Origin of the sequence: Promicromonospora panici, from assembly GCF_900608595.1 — a bacterium.
Taxonomy (GTDB): domain Bacteria; phylum Actinomycetota; class Actinomycetes; order Actinomycetales; family Cellulomonadaceae; genus Promicromonospora; species Promicromonospora panici.
In genome coordinates this window covers 257,140-282,448 of record NZ_UWYY01000007.1, presented here as the reverse complement: position 1 = coordinate 282,448, position 25,309 = coordinate 257,140, and the positions used below count along the sequence as shown (strand labels likewise).

The 25,309-nt window shown below is 73.7% G+C and carries 22 protein-coding genes and 1 riboswitch; of the genes, 13 read left to right on the top strand and 9 right to left on the bottom strand.

Annotated features, from left to right (window positions below):
* From EW117_RS10515 to EW117_RS10490, 6 genes are all read right to left on the bottom strand, one after another.
* Nucleotides 1–1,268 (bottom strand): glycosyltransferase (locus EW117_RS10515; RefSeq protein WP_165362632.1); only part of this gene is annotated, 1,268 nt, incomplete at its 3' end.
* A complete protein-coding gene (locus EW117_RS10510) occupies nt 1,268–2,272 on the bottom strand; it encodes a glycosyltransferase family 4 protein (protein WP_129786390.1) in 1,005 nt (334 codons plus the stop codon). The genes EW117_RS10510 and EW117_RS10515, both read right to left, overlap by 1 nt.
* Nucleotides 2,269–3,375, bottom strand: a complete 1,107-nt coding sequence (locus tag EW117_RS10505; protein ID WP_129786388.1) for a glycosyltransferase family 9 protein — start codon at nt 3,373–3,375, stop codon at nt 2,269–2,271. Before EW117_RS10505 ends, EW117_RS10510 begins: the two co-directional genes overlap by 4 nt.
* Entirely contained in the window at nt 3,372–4,931 is a 1,560-nt protein-coding gene (locus EW117_RS10500; RefSeq protein ID WP_129786386.1) for an HAD-IIIA family hydrolase, read from the bottom strand. The genes EW117_RS10505 and EW117_RS10500 overlap by 4 nt, the downstream gene beginning before the upstream one ends.
* Entirely contained in the window at nt 4,928–6,616 is a 1,689-nt protein-coding gene (locus EW117_RS10495; protein WP_129786384.1) for a carbamoyltransferase family protein, read from the bottom strand. The genes EW117_RS10500 and EW117_RS10495 overlap by 4 nt, the downstream gene beginning before the upstream one ends.
* 137 nt (nt 6,617–6,753) lie before the next feature.
* Nucleotides 6,754–8,178, bottom strand: coding sequence for an FAD-dependent oxidoreductase (locus EW117_RS10490; RefSeq protein ID WP_129786382.1), 1,425 nt, complete (start codon nt 8,176–8,178; stop codon nt 6,754–6,756).
* A 236-nt stretch (nt 8,179–8,414) separates the two neighbouring features.
* On the opposite strand from EW117_RS10490, the gene EW117_RS10485 reads away from it, so the two are divergent.
* Complete coding sequence (locus EW117_RS10485) at nt 8,415–9,191, top strand: PAS and ANTAR domain-containing protein (protein ID WP_129786380.1); 777 nt, start codon at nt 8,415–8,417, stop codon at nt 9,189–9,191.
* A gap of 58 nt (nt 9,192–9,249) precedes the next feature.
* Here the strand turns inward: EW117_RS10485 and EW117_RS10480 are convergent, their stop codons facing one another.
* Nucleotides 9,250–9,531 carry a DUF4235 domain-containing protein gene (locus EW117_RS10480; protein ID WP_129786378.1) on the bottom strand — a complete coding sequence of 94 codons (282 nt, stop codon included), beginning with the start codon at nt 9,529–9,531 and terminating at the stop codon, nt 9,250–9,252.
* A gap of 37 nt (nt 9,532–9,568) precedes the next feature.
* Nucleotides 9,569–9,673: riboswitch (TPP riboswitch) on the top strand.
* Between EW117_RS10480 and EW117_RS10475 the strand changes: the two genes are divergently transcribed.
* From EW117_RS10475 to EW117_RS10460, 4 genes are all read left to right on the top strand, one after another.
* A complete protein-coding gene (locus EW117_RS10475) occupies nt 9,668–10,756 on the top strand; it encodes a thiamine ABC transporter substrate-binding protein (RefSeq protein WP_129786376.1) in 1,089 nt (362 codons plus the stop codon). (Overlaps the previous riboswitch by 6 nt.)
* On the top strand, nt 10,732–12,438 hold the full coding sequence (locus EW117_RS10470) for an ABC transporter permease (RefSeq protein WP_242504209.1): 1,707 nt from the start codon (nt 10,732–10,734) through the stop codon (nt 12,436–12,438). The genes EW117_RS10475 and EW117_RS10470 overlap by 25 nt, the downstream gene beginning before the upstream one ends.
* Nucleotides 12,438–13,190 (top strand): ATP-binding cassette domain-containing protein, encoded by a 753-nt coding sequence (locus EW117_RS10465; RefSeq protein WP_129786374.1) that lies wholly within the window; start codon nt 12,438–12,440, stop codon nt 13,188–13,190. Before EW117_RS10470 ends, EW117_RS10465 begins: the two co-directional genes overlap by 1 nt.
* Nucleotides 13,191–13,282: 92 nt before the next feature.
* On the top strand, nt 13,283–15,109 hold the full coding sequence (locus EW117_RS10460) for a CocE/NonD family hydrolase (RefSeq protein WP_129786372.1): 1,827 nt from the start codon (nt 13,283–13,285) through the stop codon (nt 15,107–15,109).
* An 86-nt stretch (nt 15,110–15,195) separates the two neighbouring features.
* Here EW117_RS10460 and EW117_RS10455 read toward each other — a convergent pair whose 3' ends face one another.
* Entirely contained in the window at nt 15,196–15,606 is a 411-nt protein-coding gene (locus tag EW117_RS10455; RefSeq protein WP_242504208.1) for a winged helix-turn-helix transcriptional regulator, read from the bottom strand.
* Between the two features lie 126 nt (nt 15,607–15,732).
* On the opposite strand from EW117_RS10455, the gene EW117_RS10450 reads away from it, so the two are divergent.
* Nucleotides 15,733–16,086 carry a DoxX family protein gene (locus tag EW117_RS10450; RefSeq protein ID WP_129786370.1) on the top strand — a complete coding sequence of 118 codons (354 nt, stop codon included), beginning with the start codon at nt 15,733–15,735 and terminating at the stop codon, nt 16,084–16,086.
* A gap of 25 nt (nt 16,087–16,111) precedes the next feature.
* The gene (locus EW117_RS10445; RefSeq protein ID WP_129786368.1) at nt 16,112–17,212 is read left to right on the top strand and encodes a M20 family metallopeptidase; all 1,101 of its coding nucleotides are present in this window, start codon (nt 16,112–16,114) and stop codon (nt 17,210–17,212) included.
* 78 nt (nt 17,213–17,290) lie between these two features.
* Here EW117_RS10445 and EW117_RS10440 read toward each other — a convergent pair whose 3' ends face one another.
* Complete coding sequence (locus EW117_RS10440; RefSeq protein ID WP_165362631.1) at nt 17,291–18,475, bottom strand: PrsW family intramembrane metalloprotease; 1,185 nt, start codon at nt 18,473–18,475, stop codon at nt 17,291–17,293.
* A 75-nt stretch (nt 18,476–18,550) separates the two neighbouring features.
* Between EW117_RS10440 and EW117_RS10435 the strand changes: the two genes are divergently transcribed.
* The 6 genes from EW117_RS10435 to EW117_RS10410 all read left to right on the top strand — a co-directional run bounded on the left by EW117_RS10435 (nt 18,551) and on the right by EW117_RS10410 (nt 25,249).
* Entirely contained in the window at nt 18,551–19,315 is a 765-nt protein-coding gene (locus tag EW117_RS10435; RefSeq protein WP_242504207.1) for a copper homeostasis protein CutC, read from the top strand.
* Complete coding sequence (gene pgi / locus EW117_RS10430) at nt 19,312–21,000, top strand: glucose-6-phosphate isomerase (RefSeq protein ID WP_129786364.1); 1,689 nt, start codon at nt 19,312–19,314, stop codon at nt 20,998–21,000. The genes EW117_RS10435 and pgi overlap by 4 nt, the downstream gene beginning before the upstream one ends.
* 278 nt (nt 21,001–21,278) lie before the next feature.
* Nucleotides 21,279–22,532 (top strand): phosphotransferase, encoded by a 1,254-nt coding sequence (locus tag EW117_RS10425; RefSeq protein ID WP_129786362.1) that lies wholly within the window; start codon nt 21,279–21,281, stop codon nt 22,530–22,532.
* On the top strand, nt 22,529–24,010 hold the full coding sequence (locus tag EW117_RS10420) for a sensor histidine kinase (RefSeq protein ID WP_129786360.1): 1,482 nt from the start codon (nt 22,529–22,531) through the stop codon (nt 24,008–24,010). The genes EW117_RS10425 and EW117_RS10420 overlap by 4 nt, the downstream gene beginning before the upstream one ends.
* Nucleotides 24,007–24,672 (top strand): response regulator transcription factor, encoded by a 666-nt coding sequence (locus EW117_RS10415; RefSeq protein ID WP_129786358.1) that lies wholly within the window; start codon nt 24,007–24,009, stop codon nt 24,670–24,672. Before EW117_RS10420 ends, EW117_RS10415 begins: the two co-directional genes overlap by 4 nt.
* Before the next feature lie 136 nt (nt 24,673–24,808).
* Complete coding sequence (locus EW117_RS10410; RefSeq protein WP_129786356.1) at nt 24,809–25,249, top strand: hypothetical protein; 441 nt, start codon at nt 24,809–24,811, stop codon at nt 25,247–25,249.
* Nucleotides 25,250–25,309: the final 60 nt, after the last annotated feature.

The following is a 25,309-nucleotide window of genomic DNA, read 5'->3' as shown; positions in this document are numbered from 1 at the left end:
TGCGGCAGCGGCGGTCGGGCGGACGAGGTGCTGACGACGTCGGCGTAGGCCTCGGCCGTCCGCCGGGCCACGGCGGCCCAGCCGTACCGGCGCTCGGCGCGGACCCGGGCCGCGGCGCCGAGCCGGAGCCGGAACCGGCTGTCCGTCAGCCGGAGCAGCGCGTCCGCGACTGCGGCGGGATCCCGGGGCGGGACGAGCAGGCCGGTGCGCTCGTGGACCACCGTGTCGAGCATGCCGCCGACCGCCGAGGCGATCACCGGCACACCGCACGCCGCGGCCTCCAGCGGAACGATCCCGAACGGCTCGTACCAGGGCGTGCACGCCACGACGTCGACGGAGCGCAGGAGTCCCGGGACGTCGTCGTGCGCCACCGCGCCGAGGAATCGCACCCGGTCGGCGACGCCGGCCCGTCCGGCGAGGCCGCGCAGGCGGCGCACCTCGGGATCCTGGTCGAGCTCGGCGCGGGGCGGCCCGCCCGCGACCAGCAGCTCCACGGGCGGTCCCTGCCCGGCGATCCGGGCGAGCGCCTCGATGACCGCCGCTACGTCCTTGCGCTCCACGAGCCGGCCCAGGGACAGCACCCGCAGCGGGCCGTCGCCGTCCGCTCGGCGGGCTCGGCCGGTGGCCGGGGTGAACACGCCGAGGTCGACGCCGCAGGGCACGACGCGGACCTGGTCGCTCGCCGCGCCCATCCGGCGGAGCTCGCGGACCTCGTCGTCGCAGGTGGCGACCACCAGGTCCACCTCGCGGCACAGGGTCTTCTCCAGGGCCAGGCGGGCGGTGGGGCTGGTGTCGGCGGCGCCCTGGTAGCGGCGCTTGACCGAACCCAGCGCATGAAAGGTCTGCACCACCGGGACCGTGGGTTCGTGGTCGGGATCGCTGTTGAACTCGTGATCGAGCCGGCGGGTGGCGCGCAGTGCCGCGAGGCCCGACATCCAGAAGTGGGCGTGCAGTACGTCCGGCCGCATACCGGGGTCGGTGAAGCGTGCGGCGAGGTCGTCCCCGAACGGGTGCATCCAGCGCAGCAGCTCGTCCTTGGGGAGGTGCCGGGGCGGACCGGCGTCGACGTGCACGACGTCCACGCCGTCGGTGAGCGGGACACGTTCCGGGAGCGCCGGGTCGTCTCTCCGCGTGTAGACGTCGACGGTGTGCCCGTCCGCGGCGAGGCGCTGCGCGAGCGCCGCGACGTGGACGTTCTGCCCGCCGGCGTCCGCCGCGCCGAGAGTGGCGAGCGGGCTGGCGTGCTCCGAGATCATGCCGATCTTCATCAGGACACCTCCTGTGTCAGCAGCGTGGTCCAGCGGTCGAGAAACCGGTCGAGGGGGTAGCAGGCAAGGACGTGCTCCCGGGCGGCCTTGCCGTACGTCGCGGCCTCCGCCGGGTCGGCGAGCCACCGGCGGGCCACCGCCGTGAGCTCTTCCGGGTCGGCGCTGAGCACCCCGGCCTCCGGTGGCACAGCCGCATAGGCCGCGGTGACGGGCAGGGCCAGGACGGGCAGGCCGAGGGCCATGGCCTCCAGCAGGGCGAGCCCGAGGCTCGTCCAGCGGTACGGGTGCAGGTAGGCGCGAGCCCCGGCGAGCCGGTCGTGCAGCTCTGACTGGGGCAGGTTGTAGAGGTGCGCGGTGGCCGTGGCCGCCGTCGGGCTCAAGGGACACAGGTGCCCCGCCAGGTGGGAAGTGCCCATCCCGTACACCTCGGCCGGGATCTCACGGGCCACGTGCAGCAGCACGTCGGTGCCCGCGGCGCGCCACCGCCGCACCGGTTCGTTGACGACCGCCGCGACCCGCTCGCGCTCGCCCGTGTAGCGGTAGCCCGGGTCCGGAACGCCGTGCTCGATGACGGCGGTGCGCGCCGGGCCGGTGTCCCACATCAGGGCGTTGAACCGGGTCACGTGGACTATCGGGACGCGTCCGTCCGCGACGACGTCGTCGTCGGCCAGCGGATGGCGTGTGGCGGCGGCCGGCCCGCCCGGGGCGTCGTGCTCCAGGTACACGGCCGGCACGTCGCGTCCGGCACGGCGTCCGGTCCACTCGCGCAGGAGCCGCGCCTCGTGCGGCCGCTGGAGCAGCACGGCGTCCACGCCGTCGGCGTCGAACGCGCGGCGCAGCGCGGGCGGGTCCAGCTCCCGGACCGAGCTCGGCCAGTCCCAGGTCCGGGCGCGGCCCCGCCCGTCGGCGGGCCGCCCGGGCAGCACCGGGACCAGGTACTCGTGCTCGCCCTGGACGAAGGCGGTGGTCCACGACCCGTGGACGTGCCACAGCAGGACCCTCATGATGGCCATCCCTCGGCACGGGGCCAGCCGGCACCGGCCATGGCACGGGGCGGCAGGTGGGCGAGGCGCGCGACGGCCTCGGACACCTGGTCCGGCGTGACGGACCCCAGGCACGGGTGGCCCGGCAGGGGGCACGTGCGTGCCCGCGTGCCGCGGCATGCCGCGCCCTGGTCGCCGAGGACGAGCCGGGGCACCCCGTACGGCACCCAGCGCTCCGCGGGCACCACCGGGGCGAACAGGCTGGCCACCGGCGTGCCGACGGCCGCGGCCAGGTGCGCGGGGCCGGTGTTGCCGACCACCACGCAGGCCGCCGCCTCTAGGACCGCGGCGAGCTGGGCCATGTCGGTGAGCCCGCCCAGGTCCGTGGCGTGGCCGCCCGCCACGTACGCGGTGAGCTCGCGCTCCGCGACCGAACCGGTCACGAGCACGTCCCAGCCGTCGCGCGCAAGTCGCGCGGCGATGGCGCGCGCGTCCTCTGGCAGGGGTGCCCGGGCGGGCACGGATGCCCCCGGGTGCACGACGACGGAGCGCTGTCTCCAGGCGCCTCCGACACCCACGGCGTGCTCCGCCCGCGGCGGCACGGCGGGCAGCGGACGGCGGACGGAGAGCAGCCCGTCGTCGTCCAACGGCAGCCGCGCGCCGGCCTGCTCGGCGAGGTCGAGGCCGGCCTCCACCTCGTGCAGCCCCGGCGGGCGGCTGTGCCGTACGTCCAGCAGGGAGCCCGGGTAGTCCTCGCTCGCTGCGACGATGTGGCGTACCCCGGCGAGGCGGGCCAGCAGCGCCATCGGGAGCGGCGACTGGTGGAACGACGTGAAGATCACCGCGAGCTGGTAGCGGCGCGCGACCAGGCCGGCCACGAGGTCCAGCACGGCCTCGGCGGAGACCCGGGGCGGCCGCGATCCCGACCACGGCGCGTCGAACCGCAGGACCTCGGTCACGCCGGGCAGCAGGTCGGCGGCCTGCAGACCGGAGGCAGAGACCAGGAGATCCACCTGGTCGTACGTTGCGGCGAGCGCCCGGACGGCCGGACCGGTCAGGAGCACGTCGCCGTCGCTGTCCAGCCGGACCGCGAGCACTCGGACAGGTCGCTTCAGGTCAGTCATAGCAACGTCACCACCTCGTCGAGCGTGCGGGCCACCGCGGGAGCCGCGAACAGCTCCTCACGCCGGGTCACCTCAGTCGGTACCAGGACACTTCGCGCGCCGGCGGTGATCGCCGCACCCACGTCCGAGCCGATGTCGCCCACCACAGCGCACTCCGCCGGGAGCAGCCCGAGCTCCGCCGCCGCCCGGAGCACGAGGTCCGGCTCCGGCTTGCGGCACCGGCACTCGTCCTCCGGGCTGTGCGGGCAGCGCTGCCAGGTGTCGAACGGACCCAGCAGCCGGCGGACCCGCTCGTCCACGGCGTCCACCTGCGCGCTGGTCAGCAGACGCCGACCGATGGCCGACTGGTTGGAGACCACGCCCACCCGGAAGCCGTCGTCCCGCAGCCCGTCGAGCACGCGCCGAGCACCGGGCAGCGGCTCGACGGCGGCCGGGTCACCGTTGTAGGGCACGTCGCGGACCAGCGTGCCGTCCCGGTCGAACAGGACGGCGCGGACCGGCAGCGGCCAGGCGGGCACCTGCCGGCCGAGATCCCACCGCCACATGCCGCGCGCTCGGTGCGCGACCGCGGCGAACGGGATGAGCACGCTCGTCAGCACCATGCGGCGCAGCTCCGGACCGAAGTCCGCGTCGCCGGGCCGCGGCCCGGGCACCAGGCGCTGGACCGCGAACGCGGCGGTCAGGCCCGCCCACACCGAGCCGGCGAGGGCGGCGGTCGCCCCTTGGTTGTGGGCGTGACCGTTGCGACTACGCGCCCGCTTCAGGCGCAACGATCCCGCCCACAACCAGGCGACGGCGGCGGTTACCGTGGCGACGTGCCACGGCAGGCGGCTCCGGCCGGCTCCGGCGAGCGCGCGCCAGCCGCGGCCGTGCAGCGCGCGCATCAGCGCGTCGTCCGCGTTGCCGGCCTGGGCACGCACGCTCGCCAGGTCCCCGGCGGGCCGGACCGGGTGCTCCACCGACCGCACGCCGAGCTCGAGGTCCCAGCCGGCCTCGTGCAGGCGCAGGGCCAGGTCGGCATCCTCGCGGTACGCCCGGGGGAAGCGCTCGTCGAAGCCGTGCACGGCCGCCAGGGCGGTACGGCGGTAGGCCATGTCCGCCGTCGCCCACACCGCGCTCTCCAGGCCCGCCGTGTTGCGTTCCAGGTCGGTCGGCGGCCGGTGGGCCGGCAGCGGCACCACCACCTGGCCCTGCGCGCCGGCGACGTCGGGGCCGGCCGCCGCCAGGTCCTGCTCCAGGGCGAGGGCCCAGCGCTCGGGGACCACCACGTCGTCGTCCAGGAACGCCACCCACTCGGTCCGGACGCTGCGCCAGCCCGCGTTGCGGGCGGCGGCCGGGCCACGCCCGCCGGTGCGGAGCACCCGCACGCCCGCCACCGGGTCCGGCCCGATATCGAGGGGCGGGTTCCTGCCCTCGGCCGGGAGTTCTCGGTCGTCGACCACCACCACGTCGAACGGGCGGGGGCCTGCGGCGCTCGCGGCCCGCAGGGACGCCAGCAGTGTCCGGAGCTCCGGCCGGCCGACGGTCGGGACGACTATCGAGTACGACAGGCTCATACGGCACCTCCGGACAGCGGGGCCGGCGCGTACAGGTCCGCTCGCCGGACCAGGTGGGGCCCCATGACCAGGGCGTCGACGGGCGCTGAGCCGAAGAGCTCGAGCGCGTCGCGCGGGCTGTCCACCATGGGGCGGCCCGCGGTGTTGAGGCTGGTGTTCACCACGACCGGCAGCCCGGTGCGTGCCCGGAACGCCCGCAGCATCGCCTGCAGCCGCGGCTGCGAGCCGTCCACCGTCTGGATCCGGGCGGTGCCGTCCACGTGGACGGTCGCCGGGATCCGGTCCCGCCAGCCGGGCGCGACATCGTGGACGAACAGCATGTAGGGACTGGGGATCGGGCCGCCCGAGAAGATGTCCCCGGCGTCCTCCAGGAGCACCATCGGGGCGACCGGCCGGAACTGCTCCCGGCCCTTGACCAGGTTGAGCCGCTCGGTATTGGCCCGGTGTCCCGGGTGCGCCAGCAGCGAGCGCCGGCCCAGCGCGCGCGGCCCGAACTCGGAGCGGCCGTCGAACCAGGCCACCATCCCGTCGTCGGCCAGCACTCCGGCCACCTGGTCCGGCAGGTCGGCCGGTGTCGTGAACGGCACACGAGCCGTCCGCAGGGCTCGGGCCAGGTCGTCGTCGGACCAGGAAGGGCCCAGCGCGGCCGACTCCATGGGCGCGGTGGGCACGCCCGCCTCCGCCGTGAGCTGGAGGGCGGCGCCCAGGGCGGTGCCCGCGTCGCCCGCGGCGGGCTGCACCCACACCTGCTCGAAGGGCGTCTCGCGCCACAGCCGCGAGTTCGCCACGCAGTTCAGTGCGGTGCCGCCGGCCAGGGCGAGGGCGCGGTCACCGGTCCGCTCGTGCAGCGTCGTGGCCAGCTCGACGAGGAGCTCCTCGAGCCGGACCTGGACCGACGCCGCCAGGTCCGCCTGGTCGGGCGGCAGGCCGCCCGCGCCGGCGGGCTCGGTGAGCGCGCCCGGGGTGGCCGGCGCCGCCCACCGCGACCAGTCGGGCGCCTCGGCCACGAACCCGCCGTCGGACGTGGTGCGCAACAGCTCCCGCAGCTGAGGCAGGAACCGAGGCCGCCCGTAGGAGGCGAGCGCCATCACCTTGTACTCGTCGCTCGACCGCAGGAAGCCGAGGTGCTCGGTCAGGGACTCGTAGACCAGACCAAGGGAGTGCGGGAGCTCCTGGCTCGCGAGCACCTCGAGCTGCCCGCCGTCGTACCTGCCCGCGAGGAACGAGGAACGTTCGCCGCGGCCGTCGAGCGACATGACGCCGCATGCGTCGAACGGGGAGGCGAGTGCCGCCGAGGCGGCGTGCGCCACCTCGTGCGGGACGAACCGCACGGCGCCGGGGCTCAGCCCGGGCAGCGCGGTGGCGATGAACTGTGGCGCGCGCTCGGCGTAGCGCAGGCGCAGCCAGTCCCACGGGTCGGGCAGGCCCATCTCGTCGGACGGCTTGGCCAGCGCTGGGTCGAACGAGTACGCCACGGCGTCCAGGTCCTCGGGTGCCAGGCCGCCGACGTCGAGGCACCAGCGCATCGCCTGCTCCGGCAGCTCCCAGGCCGCGAACGGGACCGGGCGCTTGCCGTGCTTACGCCGGGTGAAGCGTTCCTCCTCGGCCGCTGCGAGGATGTGACCGTCCACGACGAGAGCCGCCGACGGGTCGTGGAAGAGGGCATTCACACCGAGAACTCGCACAGTGATCTCCACGGATGGTCGTCACCGGGCTTCTTCCGGTTCTTCAACGTTCACCGGCCGGGGAACCACTCGCATCTCGAACCGCTTCTCGGCTCTTGAACCGCTTCTCGGCCCCCCATTTGCAGCATATGTGCAGGTCAGCGCCGTGCCAGGCCCTCCGTCGCGGGTCCTTCGAGCAGGGTGCCGTCCGGGCCGAAACGCGAGCCGTGCACGGGGCAGTCCCAGGACTGCTCCTGGTCGTTCCAGCGCACGACGCCGCCCATGTGCGGGCAGATCCGGGACACGCGCGTGACACCTGGCCGCTGTCCCGACGGGCGGGCCACCGCGCAGGCCCAGCCCGTGGACTGCTCGCCGAAGGTGGCCGCGATGCGGGCGCTCGGCGTGGGCGGGCGGGCCCACGGCTCGAGCGTCGGACCCCACTCCACGGGGTCGCCGAGGATGCGACCGGCGAGCGCCAGCCCGGCGGCCGCTCCGTTCGTGAGACCCCACTTGGCGTAGCCGGTCGCGACGAGCACGCGCTCGTCGCCGGGGACGGCCGGTCCGACGAGCGGCAGCCCGGTATCGCTCGTGTAGTCCTGGGCCGCCCAGGCGTGGTGGGGAGTGTCCACCGGCAGATGCACGCGGGCCCACTCGTCGAGCACGGCCAGCCGGCGGGCGGGGTCGCGCTCCCGGCCGACGACGAATCCCTCGCCGCCCACCATGAGCAGCCCGCCGGCCATGCGGAGCGAACGCACGGGCGACCCGGCGGTGATCGACATGGTCTCGGCGAATCCCGGCGGCAGCGCCGTGCGGTCGGGCACCTCCCACGTGGTCAGCAGGCTGCGGCCCGCCTCCAGCCGGAGGAACAGACCGCCCTCGCGCCCGGGCGGGACCCCGGTGGCCAGCACCACGCGGTCGGCGAGCACGGTGCCGCGGGTGGTGCGCAGCGCGACGCCGTTCCGGAGCCGGCGCACCTGCCGGACCCGGACGCCGTCGTGCACCGGGACGCCGCGCGAGCGCAGGCGGGCGCGCAGCGCCGAGAGCATGCGCAGCGGGTCGACCTGGGCCTGGCCGGGCAGGCGCACCGCGCCGAGGGACCGCGCGGGATACGGCGGGTCCTCCTCCCACTGCGCGGCGAGGCCCTGCCGGGCGCAGGTCGCGAGCACGGCGTCGACGTCGGCCACCTGCTCGGGGGTGGTCGCGACGGTCAGGTCGTCCCGGTTCTCGACCGGCACGTTCAGGTCCTCCATGGTGCGGCGCAGCCACCCGAGCCCCGCGAAGCCCGCCGCGAGGTAGTCGCGCACGACGTCGTCGCCGTGCCGGGCGATGCGCGCGAGCCGGGTGCCCTGCAGCACGGAGAGCTTGCCGGTCGAGCGGGCCGTGGTGGTCGAGCGGGCGGTCCCGGCGTCGAGCACCACGACGTTTGCGCCGCCCTCGGCCAGCAGCTGGGCGGTGACGACGCCGGTGAGGCCCGCGCCGACCACCGCCACGTCGGTGCGCAGCGGGCCCGGGGCCATGATCCCCGAGGCGCCGCTGCCGGTGTCGTCGGGCTCCGTCGTCGCGTCGTACGAGGTCTCGCTCACGGTGCGCCTCCTGTGCCGTGGTCGGTCCCTGGGCGGGCCTCTTCAGGCTGGCACGAGGGCCGGGCGCTCGCAGCGCGCCCGCCGTCCGACGTGTCAGACGTACAGGTCACCCCGGTGACCTGTACGTCTGACACGTGGCGACGGGTAGGGCTGCCCGATCGTGGAGAACCGCTCTACAATCAAGAACGCGGAGTCATGAAGCGGCTCCCGGTCCGCATTGGATCTGGGAGGGACACATGCCCCCTTTCAAGCAGCCCAGGCTCACTGTCGTGGACGGCGCCGGAGGCGACACCGCGACACCGTCACCGGACATCTCGGCGGGTGATCTGGCACAGGCTCTCGGTCTGGGGACCAACCTTCTTGTCGGCCGCTATCGCGTCGAGCTCGGCTCGGGGAGCTGGTGGTGGTCGGACGAGGTCTACACCATGCACGGATGGAGGCCGCACGAGGTCGAACCGAGCCTCGAGGCGCTGCGCTCCCGGAAGCACCCTGACGACCGCGCGCGGGTGGTTCGCGCCGCCACCGAGGCACTCCGGCTCGGCAGGCCGTTCGCGTGCTCGCACCGGATCGTGGACCGGAGGGGCCGCACGCGGTCGCTGGTCGTCATCGGCCAGGGCAGGCGCGGCGGCCGGGACCGGCAGCCGGAGCTGGTCGGGTACGTCATCGACGTCACGCCGGTCCAGAAGGAGGCGCTGGCCCGCCGGTCGGACGGCGTCGTGACCCGAGCCTTCGTCAGCCAGGCGGTGATCGAGCAGGCCAAGGGTGCGATCGTCGCGGTGAGCGGCGTGGACGACGAGGCAGCGGGCCACCTGCTGCTCGACGCCGCGAGCAGGGCGGGCGTCCCGCTGCGCCTGGCGGCCGACCAGGTCATGGCCGGGCTACGGGCGGAGAACGGGAAGCGCGGCCTCACGCAGGCCGCTGTGACGCGTGCGCTCGACGGCGTCGAACCAGTGGGGCGGCCGCGGGGCCACGACCCGCTGCTGACCCGGCGGCCGCGCAAGCTCGCGGGCTGAGCCCGGCCCGGGGCCTGGGCGGAGAGCCCGGGGCCCGGGCGTGAGGCCGCTCTGGGGTTCAGCGCGCCGAACGGCGGGCGGCGAGCCCCAGGGCGGCCTTGTGCGCGCCCTTGGCCGCCAGACGCTTGGCGAGCACTGCGGTCCCGGCGGCTACCGCCGCGAACACCGTGGCCTGCACCAGGTCCAGCTCCGGGTCGTCCGGCTTGTTGGGCGCGTCGTCACCCGTCACGCCCTTCCAGATCATGCTCACCGCCTTCTGCGCGACCCAGCCGGCCGCGAGCGTCAGGGCGAGAGTGCCGACCTTCTCGGCGAGTGTCTGTTCCGTCTCAATCTGCGCCACCGCTCCACCGTAGCCCCCTACGGGACAGTAGGCTGGCTGGACACGACAGGGGAGCGCCCCACGGCGCTGAGAGTGCGGAAAACCGCAGACCCTTGAACCTGATCCGGTTAACGCCGGCGGAGGAAGTCGAGGCACGATGTTGCGTCTTTCGGGTGCCCGCGGGGGCACCGTGCATGCCGGGACGGTCGCGGGGGCGGCCGCCGTCGCCCTGCTGGCCGCCGGCTGTGCCGGCGGCTCGGGATCCGGCGATTCCGGGGCCGACGGGGGCGATCCGTCGGCGTCGGGCACCGTGACCCTGGTGACCCACGACTCCTGGGCGCTCGACGACAAGCTGATCAGCGAGTTCGAGCAGGAGTCCGGGCTGACCGTCGAGGTCAGTGCCGCGGGCGACGCCGGGACCCTGGTGAACCAGCTCGTGCTGACCAAGGACTCCCCGCTCGGCGACGCCGTGTTCGGCATCGACAACACGTTCGCGTCCCGCGCGCTGGAGGCGGGAGTGGTCGAGGAGTACACCCCCGCCGACCTGCCCGACGGCGCCGAGCAGGTCGGCGGGGCGCTCACCCCGATCGACCAGGGCGACGTGTGCGTGAACGCGGACGAGACGTGGTTCGAGGAGTCCGGTCTGGAGGTGCCGAAGACCCTGGAGGACCTGGCCGACCCGGAGTACAAGGACCTGCTCGTGGTGACCAACCCGGCGACGTCGTCCCCCGGGCTCGCCTTCCTGCTCGCGACCATCGGGGCGTTCGGCGAGGACGGGTTCGAGGACTACTGGGCCTCCCTCGTGGACAACGGCGTCAGGGTCGCCGACTCCTGGGAGGACGCCTACTACGTGGACTTCTCCGGCGCGGGTGAGGGCGGCGAACGGCCGCTCGCGCTGTCGTACGCGACGTCGCCGGCGTTCACGGTGAGCGAGGACGGCTCCGAGACGACCACGAGCGCCCTGCTGGAGACGTGCTTCCGGCAGGTCGAGTACGCCGGCGTACTGGCCGGGGCGGACAACCCCGAGGGCGCGCGGGCGCTGGTGGACTTCCTGCTCACCCAGGACGTCCAGGCCGCGCTGCCGGAGTCGATGTACATGTACCCGGCCGACTCCTCGGTGGAGCTGCCGAAGGACTGGCAGAAGTTCGCGCCCCAGGCCGACGCCCCGTTCGAGGTGGAGCCCGCCGAGGTGAGCGAGCATCGCGACGAGTGGATCCAGCGGTGGACCGAGACAGTAGTCGGCTGAGTCTCAGGCTCGGCCTGAAGCCCGCGGGGCTGCTCTGGGGGACGGCGGTCGCCGTCCCCCTCGGCTTCCTCATGATCTTCTTCGCGTGGCCCGTGGCCGCGCTCGTCGCCCGCGGTCTCGTGCCCGACGGCGTGCTCGACCTCACCGGGTTCACCGAGGTGCTGTCGAGCCCGCGCACGTGGCGGCTCGTGGGCCTCACGCTGACCCAGGCGGTGCTCGGCACCGCGTTCTCGGTACTGCTCGGACTGCCGCTCGCCTACCTCCTGTACCGGCGCTCGTTCCCGGGACGCACGTTGGTGCGCGGGCTCGTGACCGTGCCGTTCGTGCTGCCGGCCGTGGTGGTCGGCGTCGCGTTCCGCACCTTGTTCGCGCCCGGAGGCACGCTGGGGTTCCTCGGGCTCGAGGAGTCGCTGGCCGGGATCGTCGTCGCGCTCGTCTTCTTCAACGTGTCGGTGGTGGTGCGGACGGTCGGCGGGCTGTGGGAGCGGCTCGACCCGCGGACCGAGCAGGCGGCCGCGTCCCTCGGCGCGAGCCCCGTGCGAGTGTTCCGGACGGTGACGCTGCCGTCCCTGGCGCCCGCGATCTCGTCCGCGGCGTCGGTCGTGTTCCTGTTCTGCGCCACCGCGTTCGGGGTGGTGCTGGTGCTCGGCGGGGTGCGGTACGGCACCATCGAGACCGAGATCTGGACCCGCACGACCCAGTTCCTGGACCTGCGGGCCGCGTCGGTGCTGTCGATCCTGCAGCTCGTGGTCATCTCGGCGGCCCTGGCCGTCTCGGCGCGGGCCCGTCGACGGCGCGAGGCGGCGCTGCGGCTCGTGCCCTCGCGCGGCGCGGCCCGGCCGCTGTCCTGGCGTACGCCCGCGGACCTGACGGTCGCGCTGGTGGGCGCGGCGATCGTCGGCGGGCTCATGGTGCTGCCGCTCGCCGGGCTGGTCGCCCGGTCCTTCCGGGAGCCCGACGGGTCCTGGGGCCTCGGCAACTACGTGGCCCTCGGGACGGCCGGCGAGCGGAACGCGCTCGTGGTGACCGTGTGGGAGGCCACCGCCACCTCGCTCCGCATCGCCCTGGTCGCGACGGTGCTCTCGCTCGTCGTGGGCGGGCTCGTGGCCCTTGTCGTGTCCCGGCGGCCGCGGGCCGCGGGGGCGCGCCGCGCCGTCGGGATCCTCGACGGGCTGTTCATGCTCCCGCTCGGCGTGTCCGCCGTGACCGTCGGCTTCGGGTTCCTCATCACCATGGACCAGCCGGTCCTCGGCGTGGACCTGCGCACCTCCGGGCTGCTCGTACCCGTCGCGCAGGCCGTGGTCGCCGTGCCGCTCGTCGTACGCACCGTGCTGCCGGTGCTCCGGGCCATCGATCCGCGGCTGCGCGAGGTTGCCGCGGTGCTCGGCTCCGGCCCCGGCCGAGTGCTGCGGACCGTGGACCTGCCGATCGCCCTGCGGTCCGTCGGGCTGGCCACCGGCTTCGCGTTCGCGGTGTCGCTCGGCGAGTTCGGCGCGACGTCGTTCCTCGCGCGGCCCGACGGCGCCACCCTGCCCGTCGTGATCTTCCGCCTCATCGGGCGGCCCGGTGCCGAGAACTACGGGATGGCGCTCGCGGCGTCGGTGGTGCTCGCCGCGCTGACCGCGACGGTGATGATGGTGGCGGAGCGACTGCGCGACGAGCGCGCCGGAGGGGAGTTCTGATGGCGGGGCTGGAGGTTCGGGAGGTGTCGGTCCGGTACGGGTTCTCGGCGGGCTCGGCCCGCGGGCGGGGCTCGACCGGTGTCACGGCGGTGGACCGGGTGTCGCTCACGGTCGCTCCCGGCGAGGTGGTCGCGCTGCTCGGTCCGAGCGGGTGCGGCAAGTCGTCGCTGCTGCGCGCGGTGGCCGGGCTGGAACCCCTGGCGGGCGGCGCCGTCTCGTACGACGGCGAAGACCTCGCCGGGGTCCCGGTGCACAAGCGGCGGTTCGGGCTCATGTTCCAGGAGGGGCAGCTGTTCCCGCACCGGGACGTGCGGCGCAACGTGGCCTACGGGCTGGAGACCCAGGACCTGTCCCGGGCCCAACGGGACGTGCGGGTGACCACGCTGCTCCACCTGGTGGGGCTCGCCGGCTACGAGCAGCGGGCCGTGCCCACGCTGTCGGGCGGGGAGCAGCAGCGGGTGGCCCTCGCGCGGGCCCTGGCCCCGCGGCCGCGCCTGCTCCTGCTGGACGAGCCGCTCTCCGCGCTCGACCGGCAGCTCCGGGAGCGGCTCGCGGGCGAGGTGCGAGCGGCGCTGGTCGAGACCGGTACGACGGCGGTGTTCGTCACGCACGACCACGCCGAGGCGGCCGCCGTCGCCGACCGGATCGGCGTGATGGACCGGGGCCGGCTGCTCCAGGTCGCCGCCCCGGAGGAGCTGCGGGCGGCTCCGGCGTCCGACCGCGTGGCGGAGTTCCTGGGCCTGCGCGGCTGACCTGCCTAAATCCGGGCATTGCGGGTGAATATTCTCTAGCCTCTCGGGTAAACCCAGGCATATCGGACCTGGGCCTCCAGGGAGGACGCCCGATGAGATTTCGTACGAGACTCAGCAGGACTGCGCCTGCGGTCGCCGCAGCGGCCACGCTCTTGCTGGCCGGGAGCGCCGCGCCCGCCGCGATCGGCGCGCCCGTTGTCGCCGGCCCGGCGGGGGCCGCCGTCGGCCAGGCGACGGCGGACTCCGACGATCCGGTCACGCACGACGAGAACGAGCGCGTACCCGAGGGTGCGGCGTGGACCGAGGCGTACTTCCCGTCGTCGGGCGGTGTGGAACTGCATGCCGACATCCTGCGGCCCGCCCACCTCGCTCCAGACGCGCGGACGCCCGTGATCCTGTCGGTCGGGCCGTACTTCGCGCATGCCGGGCAGACCGGGCCGGAGGGCTGGGACGTCGTGGGTCCCTCCGCGCGGTTCCGAGACTTCGTCGACGGCGCCGACCTGATGAGGCACGAGTACACGTTCGTCATGGTCGACATCCGCGGCTTCGGCGGCAGCACCGGCTGCCTCGACTGGACGGGTCCGGGTGAGCAGGCCGACATCGGTGCCGCGATCGAGTGGTCGGCGAGCCAGGAGTGGTCCACGGGCGACGTCGGCATGTACGGCAAGTCGTACGACGCCGTGACCGGCCTGGCCGGCAACAACCTGGACCTGGAGCCGCTCAAGGCGGTAGTGGCCCAGGAGCCCCTGTGGAACATGTACAACTACCTGTGGAGCAACGAGGTCGCGCGGCCCAACGTGACCGGCACGCCCAACGCGTACAACAGCATCGCCACGATGCCGCCCATGGACGGCGACGACGAGCGCTACGCGGCGAACGCCCGCTACGAGGACGAGCATCCGGAGTGCCTGTCGGACAACCTGGCGGACGGCAACAACCCGGACCTCGAGTCGGAGTACTGGGACGCCCGCAACCTGGCCGATGACGCCGTCGGCACGGATACGCCGCTGTTCGTCACCCAGGGCTTCAGCGAGCCCAACACCAAGCCCGAGGACATGGAGATCTTCCTCGACAACCACACGGGCGTCGAGCGCGGCTGGCTCGGCCCGTGGGACCACGTGCGGGGCAACGACGTCGTCTCCGACGGGCGGCTCGCCATGGGGCGCGAGGGCTTCTTCGACGAGGTGATGCGGTTCTACGACGAGTTCCTCAAGGGCGAGACGCCCGGAGTCGAGGACCCGGCCTACGCGATCCAGGACAGCACCGGTGCGTGGCGCGTGCAGGACACGTGGCCCGAGGCCGACGGCTCGACCGTGGCCCGGCTCGGCAAGGGTTCGTACGTGGACGACGGCGGGGCGTCGTCGCTCGCGGCCACCGGGCTGACGCGGGCGCAGGTCGACGGCTGGGACATGGAGCACGCGCCGACGCTCGCCCCGCGAACCCGGTCGTTCGCGGCGGGCGCGTCGTCGTCGTACCTGACCTACTCCACGCCCGTGGACTCCGACGTGCGGATCACGGGGACGCCGTCCGTCGCCTTCAGGGCGGGTGCGGCCGGTGAGGTGATGGTGCGCCTGTGGGACGTCGCGCCGGACGGCACCGCGACCATGTTCGACGAGAACGTGGCGCTCATCGAGCGGCGCGGGCGCGTGGCGTTCGACCTGAAGTCGGCCGACTGGACCCTCGCCGAGGGGCACCAGCTCGGCGTGCAGATCGGGACGATCGAGTCGGGCGGCTGGCTGGCTGAGCCGTCCGGCAACCGGATCTCAGTGAGCGGCGCGCGGCTCTCGCTCGACCTGCAGGACCCGGCCGGCGACGTCGCCACCCCGGGTGAGCCCGCGCCGTACCTCGAGCGCTACCGCGCCGGGAACACGACGACCCTGACGGACGTGGGCGAGGGAACCTTCGACCTCGGGCGCTGACCCCGAACGTCAGCTGTGTTGTGGGCGTGATCGTTGCGACTACCTGCCCGTTTTAGGCGCAACGATCACGCCCACAACAATGAGATCTACTCGGGGATCTCGAGGATGTTGCGGTGCTTGGCACCCCACTGGCCCAGGGGTCCCAGCGCCTTGATCAGGTCGGCCCCGGCCGGCGACGGCGTGTACAGGATCTGCACGGGCATGGTCGGCACCACCTCGCGCGATATCAGCCCCTGCTGCTCGAGCTCGCGCAGGCGCTGGGTGAGGATCCGGTCGGAGATGCCGCGGACGGCGCGGCGGTACTCGACGAAGCGCCGCGCGCCCGCGACTCCGGCGAAGAGGATGGCGCCCGACCAGCGCCGCCCGGCGCGCTCGACGACGCGCTGGAAGAGGTCGCACTCGTCTGCGTCGCCGGGCTGGTTCGCCGGGGCGGAAGCTGCCGGGCCCGGGAGGATGCTTCGAGCGGGGGTGCTGGAGCCGGTCGTCGTGGAAGTCACTTACCAATAGTGAGTTGCTTCCCTGCCCCTTGGCAAGCCGCGCGCCGTGCCGGACGATTCACGAGGCGCCCGAACGGGCGCCTCGTTTCTCGCCGGGTACGTCCGGCCCTTGTCCTCGGAGGACTCGTGTTCGTCGCTTCTGTCATCGTCTCTGCCCTGCTCGCCCTGGCCACCGCGTTCAGCGGCTACGGGAAGCTGACGGGCAACCCGCAGGTGGTCGAGCCGCTCACCACCAAGCTCGGCGTGCCGGAGCGGCTCATCCCCGTGCTCGGCACGCTGCTGGTCGCCGGTGCCGCCGGCACCGTCGTCGGGATCTGGTGGGCGCCGATCGGCATCGCGGCCACCGGCTGCTTCGTCGCCTACTTCCTGGGCGCGGTCATCACGCACGTCCGCGCGAAGGACTGGCCGGGTGTCGGCCCGACCGGCGGCCTGATGCTGCTCTCGGCCGCGGCCCTGGTGCTGCGCGTGCTCTCCCTCTGATACGGACCACGGCTACCGTGCGGGCATGGCATTCCACGAGACTCCCGACGTCGACGCCCTGATCGAGGACCTGCGGACGCTGGTCGAGTGCGAGTCGCCGTCGTCGGACCCCGTCGCGCTGGCCCGGTCCGCCGACCTGGTGGCCCGGCTCGGCACCGCGCGACTGGGCGCCGAGCCGGAACGGCTCGGGATCCACCTGCGGTGGCGGCTCGGCGGCCCCACACGCGTGCTGGTCCTGGCGCACCACGACACGGTCTGGCCGGTCGGCTCGCTCCTGACGCACCCGTTCGGCATCTCCGACGGCGTGCTGCGCGGCCCCGGCAGCTTCGACATGAAGACCGGCCTGGCCATGGCGCTGCACGTGCTGGGGTCCCTCGACGACCGGACCGGTGTCACGCTCCTGGTGACCGGCGACGAGGAACTCGGGTCGCCGTCGTCCCAGACGCTCATCGAGGACGAGGCGCGCGGGGCGGACGCCGCGCTCGTGCTGGAGGCGTCCGCCGACGGTGGCGCGCTCAAGCTGGAGCGCAAGGGGACCTCCATCTACCGCGTGCTGGTGAAGGGCCGCGCGGCGCACGCCGGCCTGGAGCCCGAGAAGGGTGTGAACGCGTCGGTCGAGCTGGCGCACCAGGTGCTGGCCGTCGCGGCCCTGGGCGACCCGGCCCTGGGGACCACTGTGACGCCCACGGACGCGACGTCCGGCACCACGCGCAACACGGTCCCGGCCGAGGCGTCGTTCGCCGTGGACGTCCGCGCGCGGACGGTCGCCGAGCAGCAGCGCGTCGACACCGCACTGCGCGCGCTGACCCCCGTGCTGCCCGACGCCGCGCTCGAGATCGAGGGCGGGATCAACCGGCCGCCGCTGGAGGCCGCGCTGTCCGCGGACCTGTTCGCCCGCGCCGCACGGCTCGCCGCGGCGGCCGAGCTGCCGGCGCTCACCGGAGTGGCGGTCGGCGGGGCGTCCGACGGCAACTTCACCGCGGGAGTCGGCACCCCGACGCTCGACGGCCTGGGCGCCGTGGGCGGTGGCGCCCACGCCGACGACGAGCACGTCCTGGTCGACCGCATCGCCGACCGCATCGCCCTCCTGCGCGCCCTGCTGCTGGACCTCACCACAACTCCCTGACTTCTTCTTGGTTGTGGGCGTGATCGTTGCGACGATGCGCCCGTCTTGGGCGCAACGATCACGCCCACAACCAAGAAGTCAGGGGCGGGTTTGTTGGGCGAAGCCCGTGGCGCCCCACGGGCTGGCCGGCGGGCGCGGCTGCCGCGCCAGGAACGTGGCCCGCGCCTGCTGCATGAGCCACACCAGGTACTGCCGCTGCTGCTCCAGGCCGTGCGGGTCGAGATCCTTCTGCGCCCCGGCCCGCTGGTGCAGCAGGGCCAGCTCGGTGGCGGCCTGCTGGTAGTCGGTCATGGCCCGCTCGGCCGTTCGCCCGCCCGCGGCCCGGGCCCAGCTCCGCGCCGCCCGGCGGCCGGGCAGGCTCGACAGCATCCGCAGGTCGTCCGGGGTGACGATGCCGACCGGCCCGTACAGCGGCAGGTAGTGGCCGATGAGCTGGACGATCCGACGGCGGTCGCGCGCCAGGATCACGATCAGCGCGACCAGCACCGCGAACCCGACCAGGTACGCGCCGCCGAGGCCGACGATCCCGAACTTCGTGGAGCCGTTCCACAGGCTGTGCAGGGCGATGGCACCGAGCAGCCCGTAGACAGGTGCCCGACGGCGGAGCCGGCCGGGCCCGGCCAGGGCGGCCACCGCCACGCCGATGCCGGTCATCGCCGTGCACAGCGGGTGCAGCAGCGGCGAGACGATGGCCCGCAGCACGAACACGTACCCGAGCTGGTCCACCTCGACCGCGTCGATGAAGTACTGGATGTTCTCCGTCGCGGCGAAACCCAGGCCCACCATCGCGGCGTAGATGACGCCGTCGGTGGGCCCGTTCAGCTCCTGCCGCCGCCACCACAGCATCCCGAAGAGCACGGCGCCCTTGAGCAGCTCCTCGACCACGGGCGCGCCGAACGTCGCGACGACGTACCAGCCCTCCTGCTCGCCGGTGAGCTCGGTCTCGGTGAGCAGGGACAGCCCGAGCGTGTTCAGGATGCTCGCGAAGAGCGCGGCCACTCCGGCGCCCCAGAGGAACGCGAAGGTCAGGGCGCTCGGCGGCTCCGGCTCCAGCCGGTCCAGGGCGAGCACCAGCGGCAGCCAGACGGCGACCGGCAGCACCGCCAGCAGCAGCCCGACGACGAACGACGCGCCGCCCGTGACAGCGTCGAACGCGAGGATGAAGAGCAGGCAGACCGAGGCGAAGACGATCCCGAGGATCACTCCGATCGAAGCCCGCCCGGGCGCGCGCCCCTGGAGGATCGCACTGGGATCGATGGCCATGCCATGGGACCCTACCGACTCAGTCGCGCGCGCGACGGGCGACCGGGCCGCCGTGGCACGGCTACGCTGGCGTACGTGCCCCAACGTGTCGCTCTCGAGCTCGCTGTCCAGGACCCGGCCGGGGCGGTGATCGCTGCCGACGTCGGAGCCCGGCGCGTCGAGCTCTGCTCCGCGCTCGGCGCCACCGGCGGCATCACGCCGAGCGCGGCGCTCATCGAGGCGGCGCTCGACGCGGCGGCGGTGGTCCCGTCGTCCGACGATGTGCCGATTCTCGAGGTGCACGTCCTGGTGCGGCCCCGGCCGGGCGGCTTCGTGTACTCGCCCGCCGAGATCGACCTCATGGTCCGTGAGGTCACCCGCTCCGTCGACGCGGGGGCCGACGGCGTGGTCGTGGGCGCCCTGACGCCGTCCGGCACGGTGGACGAGGCGCGGATGCGCGACCTGGTCGACGCCGCGATCGGCGCCGAGGTGACGTTCCACCGGGCGCTCGACGTGGTCGCGGACCCGATAGCGGCCCTCGACACGCTGGCCGAGCTGGGTGTCACGCGGGTGCTCACCTCGGGCGGCGCGGCCCGCGCGGGCGACGGGCTGGAGCGGCTCGCCGCCCTGGTCGAGCACAGCGCCGACGTGGGAATCGAGATCATGGCGGGCGGCGGCGTCACGGCGTCGGACATCCCGGCCCTTGTGCGGGTCGGCGTGGACGCCGTGCACCTCTCCGCGAAGCGTTTCGTGGCCGACGCCGGCGGGCCGGGCGGCGGGGACGGCACCGGCTACGAGGTGACCGATCAGACACTCGCCAAGGCTGCGGCGGAGGCGCTCCGCACTACGGTTGTCCCATGACCTCAGTGCCAGCCCGTCTGCCTGTCGACGCCACCACCACTTCCGCCTGGGGCTCGCTCACCGAGCTCTCCAAGAACCTCCAGCCCGACCTGCGCGGCTGGTTCGCCGCGGACCCGGCTCGCGCCCGGCGCATGAGCCACCAGGCCGCTGACCTGCACGTGGACCTGTCGAAGAACCTGCTCGACGACGAGGTGCTCGCCTCGCTGCTCACCCTGGCCGAGGAGGTCGGGCTCGCGGAGCGTCGCGACGCGATGTTCGCGGGTGAGCACATCAACGTCACCGAGGACCGCGCCGTGCTGCACACCGCGCTGCGCCGCCCGTCCGACGAGCCCCTGACGGTCGACGGTCAGGACGTCACCGCCGACGTCGCCGACGAGCTCGCCAAGGTCTACGCGTTCGCGGAGAAGGTCCGCTCCGGCGAGTGGACCGGCGTCACGGGCGAGCCCGTGAAGACGATAGTGAACATCGGCATCGGCGGCTCCGACCTCGGCCCCGTCATGGCGTACGAGGCCCTCGAGCCGTTTGTGCAGGACGGCCTGGAGTGCCGGTTCGTCTCCAACATCGACCCGACCGACGTCGCGCAGAAAACCGCCGACCTCGACCCCACCACCACGCTGTTCATCGTCGCGTCCAAGACCTTCGGCACGCTGGAGACCCTCACCAACGCGCGGCTCGCCCGCGACTGGCTGTGGCGCTCGCTGGTCGCCGCGGGCGCGATCGAGGACTCGGAGGAGGGCCGCGCCGACGCCGTCGCGAAGCACTTCGTCGCGGTGTCGACCGCCCTGGACAAGGTGGAGGCGTTCGGGATCGACCCCGAGAACGCCTTCGGGTTCTGGGACTGGGTGGGCGGCCGCTACTCGGTCGACTCGGCGATCGGCACGTCGCTCGCGGTCGCGATCGGGCCGGACGCGTTCGCCGAGTTCCTGGGCGGCTTCCACGCGATGGACGAGCATTTTCGGACGACGCCGTTCGAGAGCAACGTGCCCGTCCTGATGGGGCTCCTCAACGTCTGGTACGTGAACTTCCGCGACGCGCACACGCACGCCGTTCTCCCGTACGCGCAGCAGCTGCACCGGTTCCCGGCGTACCTGCAGCAGCTCACCATGGAGTCCAACGGCAAGTCCGTGCGCTGGGACGGGACGCCCGTCACGTCCGACACGGGCGAGGTCTTCTGGGGCGAGCCGGGCACCAACGGGCAGCACGCGTTCTACCAGCTCATCCACCAGGGCACGCGCACGATCCCGGCGGACTTCATCGCCGTCGCGAACCCGGCCTACCCGCTGAGCGACGCCGACGCCGACGTGCACGGCCTGTTCCTCGCGAACTTCTTCGCGCAGACCAAGGCGCTCGCCTTCGGCAAGACGGCGGACGAGGTGCGGGCCGAGGGTGTCGCCGAGGACCTGGTCTCGGCGAAGGTGTTCAGCGGCAACCGGCCGACGACGTCGATCCTCGCCCCGGCGCTGACCCCGGCCGTGCTGGGCCAGCTCGTCGCGCTGTACGAGCACATCACGTTCGTGCAGGGCGTCGTCTGGGGCATCGACTCGTTCGACCAGTGGGGCGTGGAGCTCGGCAAGAAGCTGGCCCTGGAGATCGCCCCGGCGGTCGCGGGCGACGAGGCGGCCCTGGCGGCCCAGGACCCGTCGACGGCGGCCCTGATCACCAAGTACCGCGAGTTGCGCGCCTGAGGATCTCCTCTTCGACGTCGAACCGCAGGTCGCCCGCTGCCCGCCCGGCGCCGAACCGCAAGTTACCCGTCTCTCCCGCCGTTGCCGAACCGCAAGGCACGTGTCCATCGGCGCCTGGATCGACCATGATCTTTCGGTTCGACGGCGCGAGAGACGGGTAACTTGCGTTTCGGCGCCCGGGCGGGCGGCGGGTAACTTGCGGTTCGGGTACTGCTCGGTGAGAGGATTCTCATCCGAATGGAGGGGCCTCGGCGTGGACCGGCTGCGAGGATGGCCGGGTGGACACGCACCTTGACCTGCTGACCGGCGACGCCGCTGCGGGGCTCCTCGATGCCGCCGTAGCGACGGCGGGCGGTGAGCTCGTGGACTGGCGGGTGCGTCAGGTGGACCATCGGCCGGGCTCGACCACCACCGTGGCGTACCGGGCGACCGTGCGCTGGGACGGCGTGACGCGCTCCGAGACACTCGGCGCGAGCGTCGGTCGGGCCCGCGACGGCCGCAAGCCGGGCGTGGTCACCCTGTCCGACGGCGACGCGACGGTCGCCGTGTGGCGGTTCCCGGGCGACCCGGCGCTGCCGGCGCTGCCGCGCGCGTTCAACCCCTCCGCCGTCGAGGAGCTGCTGGCCGGCCTGGGTGTCGCCCCGGAGGCACGCGCGCACCCCGAGCTCAAGGTCCGGGCCTACCGCCCGACCCGGCGCGCGGTGATCGAGGCCAAGGCGGCGGCGTCCCGCGTCTTCCTCAAGGTGCTGCGCCCGCGCAAGGTCGCCGACCTGCACGAGCGCCACGCGCTCCTGTCCAGGGCCGGCCTGCCCGTCCCGCGTCCCCTCGGCTGGTCCGACGACGGCCTGCTCGTGCTGTCCCCGCTGCACGGCACCGAGATGCGCGCCGCCGTCCGCGACGGCGGCCGGATCCCGTCGCCGCGGGAGGTGCTGGACCTGCTCGACCGGCTGCCCGCCGAGGTGCGGGACCTGCCGCGCCGGCCGGCCTGGAGCGAGTCGGCCGAGCACTACGCGGGTGTCATCGGGGCCGCGCTCCCCGCTGAGGCCGCGCGCGCCGCCGACCTGGCCGGCGCCGTCCGGACCCGCCTCGCGGAGCGCGGAACCGGGACGGACCCCACGCACGGCGATCTCTACGAGGCGCAGATCATGCTCACCGACGGCCGGATCACCGGGCTGCTCGACGTCGACTCCGCCGGGCCCGGGCACCGCGCCGACGACCTGGCGTGCCTGGTGGCGCACCTGGACGTGCTGTCCCTCGTGCACACGTCGGACACGGCGCAGAGCACGTACGCCGCCCGGATGCGCCGGCTCGCCGCCGACTACGCGACAGGTTTCGTGGCGGCCCCCGGCGGCCGGGGCGCCGACCGGAGCGACCTGGCGGCCCGCGTCGCCGGGGTGCTGCTGTCCCTGGCCACCGGCCCGCACCGCGTGCAGGAACGCGACTGGCAGGCGGCGACGTCGCGCCGCCTGGACGTCGTGGCCGGCTGGCTCGACGGGTCCCGGCTCGCGCGGTCCGGCACGGTCCGCGTATGAGCCTGCGCCGGCCGTCGGTACGGGCCAAGGTCGTGACGGTGGTCGTGGCGGTCACCGCCATCGGCCTGCTCGGGGCGGGCCTGCTCACGCACGCCATCCAGACCCAGCAGATCATGGACGACATCTCGGAGGACTTCGACCAGGAGTATGCGGAGCTGCAGCGGCTGGCGGCCAACGGCGTGGACCCGGAGACCGGCCAGGAGTTCCATGGCGCCGGCCGGCTCATGAGTATCGCCATGGAACGGAACGTCCCGGGCAACAACGAGATGTTCGTCAGCTACCTGGACGGCAAGCATCAGCAGTCCAGCCCGCCCGCACTGGGACGGCTGGTCGCCGAGCATCCGGTGGTTCTGGATGCCGTGGAGAGGCTCACGCCGGAGTCCGACCGGACCTATCAGCGCGAGATCGACACGGAGGAGGGCCGCGTATGGTTCGTCGTCGTTCCGGTGACGGTGGCGGACCGCCAGGAGGTGGGTGCGTACGTCATGGCGGCGGCCCTCGACCGGGCGCTGGCTCCCGAAGCCGACGTGATGCGCACCTACGCGATCGTCTGCGTGGTGGCGCTCGTGCTGCTGGGCCTGTTCGCGTGGCTCGTCGTCAGCCGCTTGCTGCGCCCGCTGCGGCAGCTCAGCTCCACCGCGACGCGCGTGACCGAGACCGACCTGTCCCAGCGCGTAGCCGTCGCCACCGACGACGACCTCGGCGAGCTCGCGGGTGCCTTCAACACCATGCTCGACCGGCTGTCGACGGCCATCGAGACGCAGCGCCAGTTCCTGGACGACGCCGGGCACGAGCTCCGCACACCGCTCACCGTCCTGCGGGGCCACCTGGAGGTGCTCGACCCGGACGACCCGGCGGACGTGCGCGAGACGCGGGACCTCCTGCTCGACGAGACGTCCCGGATGGGGCAGATCGTCGAGGAGCTGGTCCTGCTCGCCAAGGCCGAGCGGTCCGACTTCGTGACCCTGGCCCCGGTGGACCTGGGCAGGCTCACGGACGACGTGCACGACAAGGCGCGCGCGCTGGGTGCGCGGCGCTGGGTGGTGGACGCGCGGGCCGACGTCGAGGTGCCCGCCGACGTGCACCGGCTCACCCAGGCCGTGCTGCAGCTGGCCGACAACGCGGTGAAGTTCACCGGCCCCGACGACGAGGTGGGCATCGGCACGCAGGTGGTCGCCGGACCGCCCGGGCGCCAGGTGCGGCTCTGGGTGCGGGACACCGGGCCGGGCGTCCCGCCGGAGGAGGCGGATCGCATCTTCGACCGCTTCGCGCGGGGCAGCACGGCGGGCGGCGCGCCGGGATCCGGCCTGGGCCTGGCGATCGTGCGGGCCATCGCGCAGGGACACGGCGGGGACGTGACGGTCCAGCAGTCCGACGCCGGCGGTGCGCGCTTCGTGATGACCTGGCCGGCGGACGGCGTGGGCCCGTCGAGCGGACAACCCGGGGCCAAGGGCAAGGCGATGGAGGTGGCAGGTTGAACCAGATCCTGATCGCGGAGGACGAGGAGCGCATCGCGCAGTTCGTGCGCAAGGGGCTCAAGGCGCACGGCTTCCAGCCGACCGTGGTGTCCGACGGCGCCACGGCGCTCGCCCATGCCATGTCTGGCGGTTACGACCTGATGGTGCTGGACATCGGGCTGCCCGTGCTGGACGGGTTCACGGTGCTGCAGCGGCTGCGCGACGTCGGCTCGACGCTGCCGGTCGTCATCCTCACCGCGCGGGACTCGCTGTCGGACCGGGTGGCCGGCCTGGAGGGCGGGGCCGACGACTACATGTCCAAGCCGTTCGGGTTCGACGAGCTGCTCGCCCGGATCAAGCTGCGGCTGCGCCGCGCCACGGGGGAGGCCGCGTCGTCGGAACGGCTGGAGCACGGCGACGTCGGGCTCGACCTGCGCACGCGCACCGCGACCGTGGCGGGGCGGGAGGTGGAGCTGTCCGCGCGGGAGTTCGCGCTCGCCGAGGTGTTCCTCCAGCACCCGGGCCAGGTGATGTCCCGGGAGCAGCTGCTGTCGCGAGTGTGGGGATACGACTTCGATCCCGGCTCCAACGTGGTGGACGTGTACGTGCGGTACCTGCGCAAGAAGCTCGGCGCGGACCGGATCGAGACGGTGCGCGGGTCCGGGTACCGGTTCAAGGGCTGACGTGCCGGCCCGCGTCAGGGTCGCTGGTCAACATGAGAGTCGTCTCATCCGGGTCTCCTCGTCGCCTCATCCTGGCGACGCAGACTCGTAGCAGGAGGCACCCGCAGCGGGTGCCGCGAGACCGGAGGTCACAGAGATGAACCCCTCGACCATGAAAAAGCGCTGGGCCATCGTCGGGGCGGCTGCCGTGCTCGGCGTCGTCGGTGCGGGAACTGCCGCCGCACTGAACGACCCGGCCCCGCGTGCCGAGTCCTCCGCGGCCGTCGCCCTGGACGGCGCGACGCCGTCCGGCGATGCGGGTGCCGCGACGACCGACCCCTCGCCGGAGTCGGCGGACTCGCCGAACGAGTCGGCCCGCGATACCCCGGGCTCCGCGCAGTCGGCGGACTCCCCGGGCGACGCGAACTACGACCCGTCGCCGGAGTCGGCGGACTCGCCGAACGAGTCGGCGACCGACACCGCGGGCTCGGCCCAGTCGGCAGACTCGCCGAACGACGCGAACTACGTCGGCGACCAGGACGACGACACCCCGGACGACGCGGATGACGACGAGGCCGACGACCGGGGCGACGACTGACCCCGCGCGAGGCCTTCCTCGCTGCGTGGCCGGCCGGGTGGCTCGGCAGCCCAGGCTGCC

Excerpts from the sequence above, each read along its gene's own strand:
- EW117_RS10510 (WP_129786390.1), bottom strand. The coding sequence starts at position 2,272 with ATGAGGGTCCTGCTGTGGCACGTCCACGGGTCGTGGACCACCGCCTTC.
- pgi (WP_129786364.1), top strand. The coding sequence starts at position 19,312 with ATGACCTCAGTGCCAGCCCGTCTGCCTGTCGACGCCACCACCACTTCC.
- EW117_RS10460 (WP_129786372.1), top strand. The coding sequence starts at position 13,283 with ATGAGATTTCGTACGAGACTCAGCAGGACTGCGCCTGCGGTCGCCGCA.
- EW117_RS10505 (WP_129786388.1), bottom strand. The coding sequence starts at position 3,375 with ATGACTGACCTGAAGCGACCTGTCCGAGTGCTCGCGGTCCGGCTGGAC.
- EW117_RS10440 (WP_165362631.1), bottom strand. The coding sequence starts at position 18,475 with ATGGCCATCGATCCCAGTGCGATCCTCCAGGGGCGCGCGCCCGGGCGG.
- EW117_RS10485 (WP_129786380.1), top strand. The coding sequence starts at position 8,415 with ATGCCCCCTTTCAAGCAGCCCAGGCTCACTGTCGTGGACGGCGCCGGA.
- EW117_RS10475 (WP_129786376.1), top strand. The coding sequence starts at position 9,668 with ATGTTGCGTCTTTCGGGTGCCCGCGGGGGCACCGTGCATGCCGGGACG.
- EW117_RS10465 (WP_129786374.1), top strand. The coding sequence starts at position 12,438 with ATGGCGGGGCTGGAGGTTCGGGAGGTGTCGGTCCGGTACGGGTTCTCG.
- EW117_RS10420 (WP_129786360.1), top strand. The coding sequence starts at position 22,529 with ATGAGCCTGCGCCGGCCGTCGGTACGGGCCAAGGTCGTGACGGTGGTC.
- EW117_RS10410 (WP_129786356.1), top strand. The coding sequence starts at position 24,809 with ATGAACCCCTCGACCATGAAAAAGCGCTGGGCCATCGTCGGGGCGGCT.
- EW117_RS10445 (WP_129786368.1), top strand. The coding sequence starts at position 16,112 with ATGGCATTCCACGAGACTCCCGACGTCGACGCCCTGATCGAGGACCTG.
- EW117_RS10500 (WP_129786386.1), bottom strand. The coding sequence starts at position 4,931 with ATGAGCCTGTCGTACTCGATAGTCGTCCCGACCGTCGGCCGGCCGGAG.